Genomic DNA, 13,894 nt, shown 5'->3' on the forward strand with positions numbered 1-13,894 from the left:
ACGGTTTTTCCATGACGCGATCCGTACAGGCACTCGCCTACGCACGCCCGTCCGCCCTGGAGTCCACGGGCTCCGGCCGGCTGCTCGGTCTGGAGACGGCGGGCGGCCTCACGCCCCGCGGGGCCGAGGCCCATCCCCGCTTCTTCTCCGGGTTCCTGGCCTCGCCGCAGGTCGCCGCCCGCGGTCTGCTCGCGGTCGCCGACGTGGCGGCGGCCCGCTACTACCAGCGGATACGGCCGGGTTCGCTGGATCCGGTGGTGACGGGGAACGGGGACCGGCTGCGGTTCGAGTCCTTCTCCGGCTGCGGCGGGGTGTACGCGCGTCTGGACGTGCTCGACGAGGGCCTCGCGGGCGCGGAGACGGGACACGGCACCACCAACGTCGACGTCAACGACCCGTTGCGCGAGGCGCTGTCGCGGATGACGGGGGACGATCCGCTGCACCTGCGGGTCGGCCCCGACGAGATGGCGGTGAGCACCCTCGCGGGCGCGGTCGTGGAGAAGAAGGTGCCGCTGCCCGACCGCTGGCTGCGGGGGTTCGCCGAGGCCCAGGTCGCCTCGGCGCGGTTCGACCTGCGGGCGGAGCTGACGGGGGCGGAGGCCGTGCGGTTCCTCCGGTCCCTGCCGCGTGCGCAGTCCCGGGGGCGCGGTCCGCTGTGGATCGTCCAGTCGGGCCGGACCCTGCGCCCGACGACCCGGCCGGGCGCGGGCGCGGTGTGCCTGCCGGGGCCGGACCGGCTGGTCGCCCTGGAGCGGGTGCTGCGGTACGCGACGGGGCTGCGGGTGTACGGCCCGGTGCCGGACGGCACGGCCGCGGCGAGCACCTGGGAGGTGACCCTGCCGGGGATGCGGCTGACGCTGACGCTGTCGCCCGACCCGGCGCGGGGCTTCTCCGGCGAGGGCGGCGTCCTGGAGGCGCTGGCGACGGAGGAGGCGGAGCGGGACGCCGAGCTGGTCGCGGTGCTGCTCGCCTGGGAGCCGCGGATCGACCCGGCCGACCTCGCGGCGCAGGCGGGCCTGACGGCCGACCGGGTGCGGGCGGCGCTGACCCGGCTCGGCACGGCCGGCCGGGTCGGGTACGACGTGGCGGACGCGGCCTACTTCCACCGGGAGCTGCCCTACGACGCGGACCGCGCCGAGCGCCACAACCCGCGTCTGGTGAGCGCGCGCCGACTGGTCGCGGAGGGCGCCGTGGAGCTGGACGGGGAGTCGGCGGCGGTGGCCTCGGGCGACCGGCGCTACCGGGTGCGGGAGTCGGACGGGGTCCTGAGCTGCACCTGCCAGTGGTGGGCGGACTACCGGGGGCGCCGGGGGCCGTGCAAGCACGCGCTCGCGGTGCGGATGGCCCGGCGGGGCGCGGTGGTCGCGGCCGGGGCGGCGCCGTGACCGGGATCGGAATTGGGGAGTGGGCGGCCGGAGCGGCGGCCGGGATCAGGGCACGGGTCGAAGGGGCGGGACGGAAGACAATGGGGGCAGGCGTGGGAACCGGTACGGAGAGCGGTGCGGCGGTGTCGGTGGAGGACGGAGCGCGGGGCGCGGCCCCGGGCGGAGCGGCGGTCGGGCGGCTGCTCGACGCGGTGCGCGCCGGGCAGGCCCGGCAGGTGCCGAAGCTCCTGGAGCCGCTGGACGCCGCCGCGCGCAAGGAGGCCCTCGGGAGGCTGAAGGCGCTGCGCGCCGAGGTCCGCTCCTGGGACTGGAAGCGGGGACAGGAGGCGGCCCGGATCCGGCGCGGCCTGTACGTGGCGGGGGCCGGGTGCCACACGGGCGCGGCGGCGGCCGCGACCTGGCTGGCCGGCAGCGACATGCTGGGCTGGGACCTCAAGGACGCGACCCCGGTCCTGGCGGTGCTCGCCGACCGGGACCCGGCCTGGCTGGCGGACGTGGCGGGACGGCTCGCCAAGCGGCGGAACGTCGCGGAGAGCGCCTACGAACTGGTCCACGGGCTCGTGGTGCGCTCCGGCTGTCCGGTCCCGGCGACCGACGGCTACGTCCTGGGCTGGACGCGGAAGGTCACCGACAAGCGGCTCCTGGAGCGGCTGCGCGCGGACCCGCAGACGCCGGTCCTGGTGGCGCACGCGCTGTCGATGGGCGAGACCCCCGACCGACTCGTCTGGTCGGTCGGTCCCGAGGCGCCGACGCACTGGCCCACGGCGCTCACGACGCTCGTCGCGGAGGGAGTGCTCGACCGGGCCGGGGTGATGGACCTGTGCGCGTCCCGGCTGCTGCGCGGCGGGCGGGCGCGGGACCTGAAGTTCCCGCTGGAGGTGCTGCGGCTCCTCGCGCCGACCGAGGAGGAGCTGCGGGAGCGGATACCGGACTGGATCGGGATGACGGCCGACGCGCCGTCGCCGGTCGCCGGGTACGCGCAGGAGGTCCTCGCGGGGCTCGCCGGGGCGGGGAGGCTGCCGGTCGGGGCGCTGGCCGAGATGACGGGCGCGGTGCTCTTCCGGACCGAGAAGAAGCTGGTGCGGGCCCAGCTGACCCTGGTCGGCAAGGTGCTCGCGCGGGAGCGGGGCGCGGCCGGCGAGCTGCTGCCCGCCGTCGCGGAGGCCTTCGGGCACGAGGACACCGGCGTCCAGGAGCGGGCGCTGAAGCTGGTGGGCCGGTATCTGTCCGCCGTCGACCCGGAGGTGCGGGCGGAGCTGGCCGAGGCGGCCGGGCTGCTGGGTCCGGCGCACCGGCGGGCCGCCGCGGAGGTGTTCGGGGACGCGCTGGTGGCGGTGGACTCCGGGCCGTACGAGGAGATCCTGCCGCCGGTGCCGGGGCCGGAGCCGGTGGCGCCCTCGGCGGCCACGGTCGGGGCGCTGGTGGAGGAGCTGGTGGCGAAGGGGCTCATGGAGGACCCCGTGGCGTTCGAGCGGGCGCTCGACGGTGTGGTGCGGCACGCGCACCGGGACCGGGCGGCGGTGGCGGAGGCGGTGCGAGAGGCGTTCCCGAAGGCGTCCTGGGACGCTCCCCACCACTTCACGCACTACAGCCACGGCATCCACGTGGTGCTCGCGGCGCTGCTCGGCCTCGTGCCGCGGTCGGTGATCGACGCCCACCGGGCGCAGGTGCCCGACCGGGACTCCTGTGCCCACGAGGGCCTGTCGGGCGTCCTCCAGGCGCGGCTGTGGGAGGCCGCCGCCCTGGTGGGCACGGACGGGCTGCCGTTCCTGCTCGCCACGCCGACCCTGCACACCGGCGGGATCGACCCGCTGGTCCTCGTGGAGCGGCTGCGGGCCTACCGGGACGCGGGCGTGGAGCCCGCCCCGGTGGATCTCGCCCAGGCCCTGGTCCGGGTCCTGCGGGCCGACCCGTCGGCGGGGCGGGCGGCCGGGGAGGCGGCGGCGCTCGGCACTCCGGCCGGTCTGCGGCTGGCGGCCTGGCTGCGGGACGAGGACGCGCTGCGGGCGACCGTGCGGTTCTTCCCCCGGGGGGCCAAGCAGTTCTCGGGGAAGTGGTGGCTGATCGACCGGACCGTGGTGGAGTTCGGAAAGCGTGCCGTGGTCCGGGAGGAGTTCCCGCCAGCCTTCCACTGGCTGGGCGGCGCCGTGCGGGCGACTCCCCGGCACTGCTACCACTGGATCGGGGACCGGGCGCAGTGGGCGCCGGTGCTCCCGGCCGACCGCGAGGTCCTGGCGGCCTGTCTGCTTCCGGCCATGGCGTACTCCGTCGACGGGGACCAGCGCGGGACGACCGAGCCGCTGACCGCGCTGGCCGAGGCCGGGGGTCCGGTCGGCCGTGCGGTGCACCTGGCCCTGGCGTTCGGGCTGGGCGGCGTCGACTCCGACGACCGGCTGCGCGCGGTGGACGCGCTGCTCGTCCTGGCGTCGCGGGGCGAGCTGAACGCGCGGGCGCTCGGGGCGGAGCTGACGTGGCTGGTGGCGGAGGGGTCGCTCAAGCCGAACCGGCTGGCGGACGCGGCCCGGACGGCGGCGGCCACCGGGGCGTACGGGACGGTCTGGGCGGTCCTGGAGGCGGCGCTGCCGGGGCTGCTCGGCGCGGAGAAGCCGGTGCGGGGGCTCGGTGAGCTGCTCGCGGTCGCGGCCGACTGCGCGGAGCGGTGCGGGGCCCGGGGGGAGGTCGCCGGGCTCGACGCGGTGGCCTCGGCGCGGGGTTCCTCGCAGCTGGTGATGCAGGCCCGGCGGCTGCTGAACGCACTCCGTCAGAAGGCCGATCAGACTCCGACAGAAAAGGCCTGAATCAGCCGTTAAGCCGCCAGCCGGGCGCTTAACCCGTCAGTCACAAAGCGTTCGTGATCACGCAACACCACTGGGTCACAGTGAAGTCATGACCGATGTGACGTCTTCGAAGAGTGCCCGCCATCCGCACCACTGGCGGCACGACCTGATCGAGCTGGCCGCGCTGTTCACCGCCGTGGTGGTGGCCGACACGATCGCCAAGACCATCGCCAAGGGCCCGGAGGGCCCCTACCTGCTGGTGTTCTCGGCGATCGCGCTGGTCGCCACCGCCACCTTCCACACCTGGTGGGCGCGGAGGCGCAGTCATGCAAGCCATGCCCCGCCCGCCGGTGATCCCGGCGGGCGCCGCACCGCCGTCCCCGCGGCGCGGCCGGAGCCCGGCGCGGGGACGGACGAGGAGTCCGGCCGGGCCGCCGGGACCTCGCTGTGGCGGATGCGGACCACCGTCGCGGACACCCCGGGCAGCCTCGCCGCCCTGTGCACGGTCCTCGCCCGCCTGGACGTGGACATCCTCACCCTCCAGACCCACCCGCTGGCGGACGGCACGGTCGACGAGTTCCTGCTGCGCGCCCCCGCCGGCCTCTCCGCCCAGGAGCTGGCCCGCGAGGTCGCGGCGGCCGGCGGCCGGGACACCTGGACCGAGCGGGCCGACGCCCACGACCTGGTGGACACGCCGACCCGGGTCCTCGGGCTCGCCACCCGCACGGCGCTCGACGCGGCCGAACTGCCGCTCGCGCTGCGCCAGCTCCTCGGCCGCTGCACCCTCCACTCCGTGCCGGCCGTCTCGCTCACCGGGCGCCCCACCGGCGAACAGGCCCCGGTCGAAGGGGTCCTGGAGGAGACCGTGATGCGGCTGCGCGACCCGCACGGCGGCACGCTCATCGTCGAGCGCCCCTACCTCCCCTTCACCCCCACCGAGTTCGCCCGGGCGCGCGCCCTGGTGGAGCTCGACGCCCGGCTCGGCCCGCGCCTCCCGCGCGGCCGGGACGTGCTGACCCTGCCCGAGGGCAACGAGATCACCGTCCGCCGCGCCGACCAGCGCGACCTGACGGCCGCGCGGGCCATGCACGACCGCTGCTCGGCCCGCACCCTGGGCCTGCGCTACCACGGTCCGGTCGGCGACGCCGACCGCTACCTCGACCACCTGCTCAGCCCCCGCTTCGGGCGCACCCTCGCCGTGCAGACCGCCTCCGGCCGGCTCGTCGCCCTGGGCCACCTGCTGTGGGACGGGGACGAGACGGAGGTCGCGCTGATGGTCGAGGACGACTGGCAGCGGCGCGGCATCGGCGGCGAGCTCCTCGGCCGGCTCGTGGCGATGGCCGAGGAGGCCGGCTGCGACAGCGTGTACGCCGTGACCCAGTCGTCCAACACGGGGATGGTGGCCGCGATGCGGGCGCTCAACCTGCCCCTCGACTACCAGATCGAGGAGGGCACCCTGGTGATCACCGCCCGGCTGGCCCCGGTACGGCGCCCCGGCGCCCGGACGCAGCGGCACGAGGGGACCCGGCCGGCGGAGCGCTGAGCGCCTGCGTCAGGTCACGCCAGAGGTCCTCGACGTCCTCCAGGCCGACCGACATCCGCAGCAGGCGGTCGCTGACGCCCGCCGAGCGCCGGTCGCCCTCGGCCACGATCCGGTGGCTGATGGAGGCCGGGTGCTGGATGAGGGTGTCGACGCTGCCGAGACTGACCGCCGGGGTGATGAGCCGTACCCCGGCGATCACGTCGTGCGGCTCCCCGTACACCTCGAAGGCGATCATCGCGCCGCCGATCCGGGGGTAGTGGACGCGGGCGATCCGGGGGTCGGTGGCGAGCCGCCGGACGAGTTCGGCGGCCGTCGTGGACGCCGCCCGCACCCGGACCGGCAGGGTGGCGAGGCCGCGGAGCAGCAGGTACCCGGCGAGCGGGTGGAGCACCCCGCCGGTGGCGAAGCGGACCTGCCGCAGGACGCGGGCGAACTCCTCGTCGCAGGCGACGACCCCGCCCATGACGTCGCCGTGGCCGCCCAGGTACTTGGTCGCGCTGTGCAGCACGATCCGGGCGCCCTGCTCGACCGGCCGCTGGAGGACGGGGGTGGCGAAGGTGTTGTCGACCAGGAGCGGCACGGAGCCGCAGGAGTGGGCGAGGGCCCGGACGTCGGCCTCGGCGAGGGTGGGGTTGGCGGGCGACTCGACCATGACCAGGCCGGTGTCGGGCCGGATCGCCTCCGCGATGCCGGCCGGGTCGGTCCAGGTCACCTCGGTGCCGAGCAGGCCGGCGTCGAGCAGGTGGTCGCTGCACCCGTACAGCGGGCGGACCGCGACGACGTGCCGCAGGCCCTGGCTCGCCCGGGCGAGCAGGACGGCGGTCAGGGCCGCCATGCCGCTGGCGAAGGCGACGGCCGCCTCGGTGCCCTCCAGACGGGCGAGGGCCTCCTCGAAGCGGGCGACGGTCGGATTGTCGAGCCGGGCGTAGACGGGCGGGCCGTCGAGCCGGGCGCCGGTGGTGGCGAACTCGTCGATCCGGGCGGCCTCGGCCCGGGCGTCGTACGAGGGGTAGGTGGTGGACAGGTCGATCGGCGGGGCGTGCAGTCCGAGCCCGGCGAGATCCTCGCGGCCCGCGTGCACGGCTTCGGTGGCAAGGGCCCTCGGGGTGGCCGAGGGGCCGAGATCCATGGCGTCCATGGCGGCACTGTGAACGGATACCGGCAAGTAGCGCGGAATCGCCGTGCTACGTTCGGCGGATGGCCGATTCCGTCGTACTGGACCCGGTCGATCTGCACATTCTTCGCCTCCTGCAGAACGACGCCCGGACCACTTACCGCGAGCTCGCCGCCGAGGTCGGCGTCGCTCCCTCGACCTGCCTGGACCGGGTGGCCCGGCTGCGGCGCACGGGCGTGATCCTCGGACACCAACTACGTCTGGATCCGGCCAAACTCGGCCGTGGGCTCGAGGCGCTCCTCCTCGTCCAGGTCCGCCCGCACCGGCGGGAACTGATCGGTCCGTTCGTCGACCGGATCCGGGCCCTGCCGGAGTCCCGGGCGCTGTTCCACCTCACCGGGCCCGACGACTATCTGGTGCACGTCGCCGTGGCGGACCCCACCGACCTGCAACGACTCGTCCTGGACGAGTTCACCTCCCGCCGCGAGGTGGCCCGGGTGGAGACCCGGCTGATCTTCCAGCAGTGGGAGTGCGGGCCGCTCCTGCCCCCTTCGGCGGGCCCCTCCTTGTCAGCCGTCTGAGCCCTGACGAGGGTGACGGCGGCCCGCCGGAGAGGCCAGGATGGCCCCCATGCCAGAGATTTCCAGCAGCCCGCTGCCCCGCCAGGTCGCCGACGACCACGTCGACGCACTCATCGCCCTCGACCCGATCGTCGGTACGTATCTGGGCGTCAGGGAGAGCGCCGGACTGCTGCCCGACTTCTCGCCCGCCGGCCAGCGGGCCGTGGCCGACCTCGCCCGTCGCACGCTCGCCCGGCTCGACGCGGCCGAGCGGACGCCGGGGGCCGACAGCGACGCCGAGCGGCGGTGCGCCCGGCTGCTGCGGGAGCGCCTGACGGCGGAACTGGCCGTGCACGAGGCCGAGGAGGGCCTCTGTACCGTCAGCAACATGCGCTCGCCCGCGCACAGCGTCCGCATCGCCTTCACCGTGATGCCGACGGAGACCGAGGAGGACTGGACGGCGGTGGCGGCCCGGCTGCGCGCGGTGCCGGCCGCCCTGGAAGGCTACCGCTCCTCGCTCGCCCTGGGCCTGGAGCGCAAGCTGTTCGCGGGCCCCCGCCCCACCGCCACCTTCGTCGGACAGCTCACCGAGTGGGCGGGCGGGGAGGACGGACGGCCCGGCTGGTTCGAGGAGTTCGCCGCCGCCGGGCCCGGCACGCTCCCCGAAGGGCTCCGCGGCGAACTGGCGGCGGCGGGCGGGGAGGCCACCGCGGCCGTGGGCGCGCTGCGGGACTGGATGCGGGACGTGTACGCCCCGGCCGTCGCCGACGCCCCGGACACGGTGGGCCGCGAGCGCTACCGCCGCTGGTCCCGCTTCTTCAACGGCACCGACCTGGACCTCGACCAGGCCTACGCGTACGGCTGGTCCGAGTACCACCGGCTCCTGGGCGAGATGCGGACCGAGGCCGAGCGGATCCTGCCCGGCGCGGACCCCTGGGAGGCGCTCGCCCACCTGGACGAGCACGGCACCCACATCGAGGGCGTCGACGAGGTGCGGGCCTGGCTCCAGCGGCTCATGGACGAGGCCATCGAGGCGCTCGACGGCACCCACTTCGAACTCGCCGACCGGGTGCGGCGGGTGGAGTCCCGGATCGCCCCGCCGGGCGGCGCCGCCGCGCCGTACTACACCGGCCCGTCCGAGGACTTCTCGCGCCCCGGCCGCACCTGGCTGCCCGTGGACGGCACGACCCGCTTCCCGGTGTACGACCTGGTGTCGACCTGGTACCACGAGGGCGTGCCGGGCCACCACCTCCAGACCGCGCAGTGGGTGCACGTCGCCGACCGGCTCTCCCGCTACCAGGCGACCATCGGCAAGGTCAGCGCCAACATGGAGGGCTGGGCGCTGTACGCGGAGCGCCTGATGGACGAGCTCGGCTTCCTGCCCGACGCGGAGCGGCGCCTCGGCTACCTCGACGCCCAGATGATGCGCGCCTGCCGGGTCATCGTGGACATCGGGATGCACCTGGGCCTGGAGATCCCGGCGGACTCCCCCTTCCGGCCGGGCGAGCGGTGGACCCCGGAGCTGGCCCAGGAGTTCTTCCAGCTGCACAGCAGCCGCCCGCCGGCCTTCGTGGAGAGCGAGATGACCCGCTACCTGTCGGTGCCGGGCCAGGCGATCGGCTACAAGCTGGGCGAGCGCGCCTGGCTGATCGGCCGCGCCAACGCCCGGGCGGCGCACGGCGAGGCGTTCGACGCGAAGGCCTGGCACATGGCGGCCCTCTCGCAGGGGCCGCTCGGCCTGGACGACCTGGTGGACGAGATCTCACGGCTCTGAGCGCGGGGCGGGGCAGCCCCGGCCGTCCACTTGATCGGCCGGGGATTCCCCTGCTATCCCTCCCCCATGACCACCGCTCACACCGCTCACACCCCGGACGCCACCGACTGGCGCATCCTCGAGGCCCTCCAGTCCGAGGGCCGCGCCAGCTTCGCCGAACTCGCGCGCGCCGTGTCGATGTCGCCGTCCGCGGTGACCGACCGGGTGCGGCGCCTGGAGGAGGCCGGGGTGATCACCGGGTACACGGCGCTCGTCGACCAGGACCGGCTCGGGCTCCCCATCCTGGCCTTCGTCCGGCTGCGCTATCCGCACGGCAACTACAAGCCGTTCCACGACCTGCTCGACACCACACCGGAGGTCCTGGAGGCGCACCACGTCACCGGGGACGACTGCTTCGTCCTGAAGGTCGCGGCGCGCTCCATGAGGGACCTGGAGACGATCACCGGGAAGATCTCCGGGCTCGGCTCGGTGACGACCAGCGTCGTCTACTCCTCGCCGCTGCCCCGGCGTTCCCTCAGCCGCTGAGCGCGTCCCCGCCGGTGCGCAGCCGCACCGCCGAGCCGTGCCGCGCCTTGACGACCTCCAGCTGGGCCGGGATCCGGCGGCGCAGGTCGCCGACGTGGCTGACGATGCCGACGCTGCGGTCCCGCTCGCGCAGCGAGTCGAGGACGTCGAGGACCTCGTCGAGGGTCTGCTCGTCGAGGCTGCCGAAGCCCTCGTCGATGAAGAGGGTGTCGAGCCGGACGCCGCCCGCCTCGTCCGTGACCACGTCGGCGAGGCCGAGGGCGAGGGCCAGGGAGGCGAAGAAGGTCTCGCCGCCGGAGAGCGTGGCCGTGTCGCGCTCGTTGCCGGTCCAGGCGTCGACGACGTGCAGGCCGAGCCCGGCCCGCTTGGCGCCGGAGCGGGCGTCGGAGTGGACGAGGGTGTAGCGGCCCGAGGACATCCGCAGGAGGCGGGCGGTCGCGGCGGCCGCGACCTGTTCGAGCCGGGCGGCCAGGACGTACGACTCCAGGCGCATCCGGCGCTCGTTCTCGGCGGAGGTGCCGGCGGTGAGGGCGGCGAGGCGGGCCACCCGCTCGTACTCCTCGCGGAGCGGCCCCAGGCGGTGGACCTCGGCGGCGGCCCGCCGGGAGAGTCCGGCGAGGTCCGCGACCCGTTCGCGGGCGGCGGCGAGGGCGGAGTCGGCCTCGCGCAGGGCGCGTTCGGCCGCCGTGTGGGCGGCCTCGGCGGCGGCGGGGTCGGCGGGCGGGAGCGCGGCGGCGGCCGCGGTGGCCGGTTCGGCGAGCCGGTCCGCGACGACGGCCTCCTCGGCCTGCCAGGCGTCCAGGCGGTCCTGGAGCTCGCGGCGCGCCCGCTCGGCCAGGAACGCGTCGGCGGCCTCGTCGGGGGTGGCGAAGCCCTCCTTGTAGGCGGCGTCGGCGAGGAGGGCGTCGGCCTCCTTGAGGCGCCGGTCGGCGAGTTCGGCGGAGCGCACGGTGCCGGCCGCGTCGGCGAGGAGGGCGATCCGCCGCTCCAGCCGGTCGGCGTGTTCGGCCACGGTGGCGAACGCGCCGCGTCCCCGGGCGATCTCCTCGTCGAGCGCGGCCCGCTCCCGGTCCAGCGTCTCGCGCCGCGAGGTCCGGGCGGCGACCCGCCGCTCGGCCTCCCGCTGGGCCGCCACCCGCTCCTCGTGCTCCCGCTCGGCCCGCGCGAGCGCCTGGCGGGCGGCGTGCGCCTGTCCGGCGAGCGCGTGGGCGTCGGCGTGGAGGCGGGTCAGCTCCTCGACCCCACCGGCCAGTTCCTCGACGGTGGGGTCGGCGGCGGCCGGGTCGTCGTCGGGTCCGGTCCGGGCCTCCGCGCGGGCCGCCGTCCAGGACTCGCGGGTGACGGCCAGCTCGCGCTCGACGGCCGTACGGGTCTCCTCCGCGTCGGTATAGGCCGTGTAGGCGGCGTCCTCGGCGGCGCGGTCGACGTGGTCCGCGCCGGTGCGGGCGGGGGCCGGGTGGGCGGTGGAGCCGCAGACCTGGCAGGGGGCGCCCGGGTCGAGGGCCTCCGCGAGTTCGGCGGCGATGCCCTCCAGGCGGCGGGACTTGACGTCGAGCCAGGTCTCGTGGGCGTCGTTCCGCCGCTCGCGGGCCCGTGCGAGGCGGCTCTCGGCGGCTTCGGCGCCCCGGGCGAGGGCGTCGCGGCGGCGGGCGGCGTCGAGCCTCCGGCGGGCGGGCTCCAGGCGTCCGGCGAGGTGCTCGGTGCGGGCGACGGCGTCCCGGGCGGCCTCGGCGTGCCCGGTGAGCCGGGCGCGGCGCGGCTCCCAGCCGGCGAGCCAGTCGGCCGCGTCCCGCAGGACGTCCTCGTCGGCGCGCGCCTCCCGTGCCAGTGCGGCCCGTTCCTCGGCGACGGCGGCGGCGCGGCGCTCGGCGCGGCGGGCCGCTTCGAGTCCGCCGAGCTCCTCGCGCAGCCGGTCGCCCAGGGCGGAGAGCTGGGCGGTCCCGGCGTCGGCCAGGTCGGGCGGCAGTTGGGCGCGGGAGCGGGCGAGGGCGGACAGGGCGGTGGCGTGCTCGCGTTCGGCGTCCCGGCGCAGGGCCAGGGCGGGGGCGACCCGGTCGGCCCGGAGGCTCCGGTCGAGGGCGGCCCGGAGGCGGTCGCGTTCGGGGGCCCGCCCGGCGATCCGCTCGCGGCGCAGGAGGGCGTCGGTGTGGCGGGCCTGGCGGCCGGCGAGGTCGCGCTCGGCGTCGAGGGCGGCGCGCGCGCCGGTCCGCCGGAGTTCGGCGGCGGCGAGCCGGGCGTCCGCGATGTCGAGGGCCTCGCGCGCCTCGGTGCGGGCGACGGCGGCCCAGGTGAGGACGGACGCGGCGAGTCCGGGTTCGCCGGGCCGGCCCTCGACGGGGGTGCGGGCCGCGTCGAGGCCGCCGGCGGCCTGGGCCATGCGGTGGGCGAGGGCGAGCAGCCGCTCGTCCCCCTCCCGCACTCGTTGTTCGGCCACCCGCCGCAGGTCGGCCAGGCGTTCCTCGACGGCGGCGAAGCGGCGGGTGTCGAAGAGGCGGCCGAGGAGCTTGCCCCGGGCCTCGGCGTCGGCGCGCAGGAAGCGGGCGAAGTCGCCCTGCGGCAGGAGGACGACTTGGCAGAACTGCTCGCGGCTCATGCCGAGGAGCTGGGTGATCTCCTCGCCGATCTCCTGGTGGGAGCGGCTGAGTCCGTTCCAGGCGCCGGTGGCGGGGTCGTATTCACGCAGCCAGGTCTGGGCCTTCTCGGTGGTGAAGCCGCCGCCGCGCTTCTTGGGCCGCTGCTGGGCCGGGCGGCGGGTGATCTCCAGCCGCCGGTCCCCCACGGTCAGTTCGAGGAGGACCTCGGTGTACGTGCCGACGGGGGCGTGGTCGCTGCGCAGGGAGGCGCCGGGGGTCTGGCGGACGCCGGGCACGCTTCCGTAGAGGGCGAAGCAGACGGCGTCGAGGACGGAGGTCTTGCCCGCGCCGGTCGGCCCGTGGAGCAGGAACAGCCCGGCGGAGGACAGGGCGTCGAAGTCGACGGTCTGGGTGGCGCCGAACGGGCCGAACGCGGTGATCTCCAGGCGGTGCAGCCTCACCGGTCCACCTCGCGCGCGGCCGTGTCGACGCGTACGTCGTCGAAGGCGCCGTACAGGACGGCCCGTTCCGCTCCGTCGAGTGCCGCGCCGCCGCGCACGTGGGCCACGAAGTCCTCCGCGATCTGCTGGTCGCTGCGGTCCCGGAGCCGCCGGGCGTAGGAGGCGCCGGGGTCGTCCTCGGTCCGCTCGGGGTCGAAGACCAGGTTCAGGGTGTGCGGGAAGCGTTCCGCGAGCCGGTTCATGGGGTCGGCGGGCCGGACGGGGTCGGTGAGGGTGGCCTCGACCCAGGAGTCTTCGTGCCGGGCGTGCGCGGGGTCCGCGAGGAGGTCGTCGAGCCGGCCCCGGAGCCGGGCGAGGGGGCGCGGAACGGGGCAGTCGAGGCGTTCGGCGTCGAGCTCCGCGCCGTCGGGGCCCGCCGGGCCGAGGTCGACGAGCCACATGGTCTTGCGGTGGTCGGCCTCGGAGAAGGAGTACGCGAGGGGGGAGCCGGAGTAGCGGACCCGGGGGGTGAGGGTCTGGCTGCCGTGGAGGTGGCCGAGGGCGGTGTAGTCGACGCCGTCGAAGATCCCGGCGGGGACGGCGGAGACGCCGCCGACGGTGATGTCCCGCTCGCTGTCGCTGGCCGTGCCGCCGGCGACGAAGGCGTGGGCGACGACGACGGAACGGGTCCCGGCGGGCCGGCCGGCGAGGTCGGCGCGGACCCGGTCCATGGCGGCGGCGAGCACGGCCTCGTGGCCGGCCTTCCCGGCGCCGAGCCGCTCGCGGACGAGGGCGGGTTCGAGGTAGGGCAGGCCGTAGAGGGCGACGTCGCCGTGGGCGTCGGCGAGGACGACGGGGGTGCCGATGCCGTCGGGGTCGGTGCGGAGGTGGATGCCGGCCCGTTCGATGAGTCCGGCGCCGACGCCGAGGCGGCGGGCCGAGTCGTGGTTGCCGGAGATCATGAGGGTGGGGACCCCGGCCTCCGCGAGCCGGTGCAGGGCGGTGTCGAAGAGCTCGACGGCGGGCAGCGGGGGCACGGCCCGGTCGTAGACGTCCCCGGCGACGAGGACGGCGTCGACCCGCTGCTCGCGGACGGTGGCCACGAGGTGGTCGAGGAAGGCGGCCTGGGCGCCGAGGAGCCCGACGCGGTGGAAGGACCGGCCGAGGTGCCAGTCCGAGGTGTGCAGGAGCCTCACGTCGCCG

General features: G+C 76.2%; 9 protein-coding genes. 6 read left to right on the top strand and 3 right to left on the bottom strand.

Going from position 1 to position 13,894, the window contains the following annotated elements:
• Window positions 1-11: 11 nt before the first annotated feature.
• The 3 genes from ACIQD7_RS10815 to ACIQD7_RS10825 all read left to right on the top strand — a co-directional run bounded on the left by ACIQD7_RS10815 (window position 12) and on the right by ACIQD7_RS10825 (window position 5,705).
• Window positions 12-1,385, top strand: a complete 1,374-nt coding sequence (locus ACIQD7_RS10815) for an SWIM zinc finger family protein (RefSeq protein WP_402441296.1) — start codon at window positions 12-14, stop codon at window positions 1,383-1,385.
• A gap of 92 nt (window positions 1,386-1,477) precedes the next feature.
• Window positions 1,478-4,183, top strand: a complete 2,706-nt coding sequence (locus tag ACIQD7_RS10820; protein WP_402441297.1) for a DUF6493 family protein — start codon at window positions 1,478-1,480, stop codon at window positions 4,181-4,183.
• Window positions 4,184-4,271: 88 nt separating this feature from the next.
• Window positions 4,272-5,705, top strand: a complete 1,434-nt coding sequence (locus ACIQD7_RS10825; RefSeq protein WP_402441298.1) for a GNAT family N-acetyltransferase — start codon at window positions 4,272-4,274, stop codon at window positions 5,703-5,705.
• Here the strand turns inward: ACIQD7_RS10825 and ACIQD7_RS10830 are convergent.
• Window positions 5,626-6,843, bottom strand: coding sequence for a PLP-dependent aspartate aminotransferase family protein (locus ACIQD7_RS10830; protein WP_121831763.1), 1,218 nt, complete (start codon window positions 6,841-6,843; stop codon window positions 5,626-5,628). The two genes, ACIQD7_RS10825 and ACIQD7_RS10830, sit on opposite strands and share 80 nt — an antisense overlap.
• A 59-nt stretch (window positions 6,844-6,902) precedes the next feature.
• Here ACIQD7_RS10830 and ACIQD7_RS10835 point away from each other — a divergent pair, with 59 nt between their 5' ends.
• The 3 genes from ACIQD7_RS10835 to ACIQD7_RS10845 all read left to right on the top strand — a co-directional run bounded on the left by ACIQD7_RS10835 (window position 6,903) and on the right by ACIQD7_RS10845 (window position 9,678).
• The gene (locus tag ACIQD7_RS10835) at window positions 6,903-7,400 is read left to right on the top strand and encodes an Lrp/AsnC family transcriptional regulator (RefSeq protein WP_053649087.1); all 498 of its coding nucleotides are present in this window, start codon (window positions 6,903-6,905) and stop codon (window positions 7,398-7,400) included.
• A gap of 49 nt (window positions 7,401-7,449) precedes the next feature.
• Window positions 7,450-9,153 (top strand): DUF885 domain-containing protein, encoded by a 1,704-nt coding sequence (locus ACIQD7_RS10840; protein ID WP_202527687.1) that lies wholly within the window; start codon window positions 7,450-7,452, stop codon window positions 9,151-9,153.
• Window positions 9,154-9,219: 66 nt separating this feature from the next.
• Entirely contained in the window at window positions 9,220-9,678 is a 459-nt protein-coding gene (locus ACIQD7_RS10845) for an Lrp/AsnC family transcriptional regulator (protein ID WP_383402937.1), read from the top strand.
• Here the strand turns inward: ACIQD7_RS10845 and ACIQD7_RS10850 are convergent.
• Together ACIQD7_RS10850 and ACIQD7_RS10855 are read right to left on the bottom strand one after the other, a co-directional pair.
• The gene (locus ACIQD7_RS10850; RefSeq protein ID WP_402441299.1) at window positions 9,668-12,712 is read right to left on the bottom strand and encodes an AAA family ATPase; all 3,045 of its coding nucleotides are present in this window, start codon (window positions 12,710-12,712) and stop codon (window positions 9,668-9,670) included. The two genes, ACIQD7_RS10845 and ACIQD7_RS10850, sit on opposite strands and share 11 nt — an antisense overlap.
• The gene (locus tag ACIQD7_RS10855; RefSeq protein ID WP_402441300.1) at window positions 12,709-13,887 is read right to left on the bottom strand and encodes an exonuclease SbcCD subunit D; all 1,179 of its coding nucleotides are present in this window, start codon (window positions 13,885-13,887) and stop codon (window positions 12,709-12,711) included. Before ACIQD7_RS10855 ends, ACIQD7_RS10850 begins: the two co-directional genes overlap by 4 nt.
• Between the last annotated feature and the right edge of the window lie 7 nt (window positions 13,888-13,894).

Source organism: Streptomyces sp. NPDC093071 (assembly GCF_044754545.1).
GTDB lineage: Bacteria > Actinomycetota > Actinomycetes > Streptomycetales > Streptomycetaceae > Streptomyces.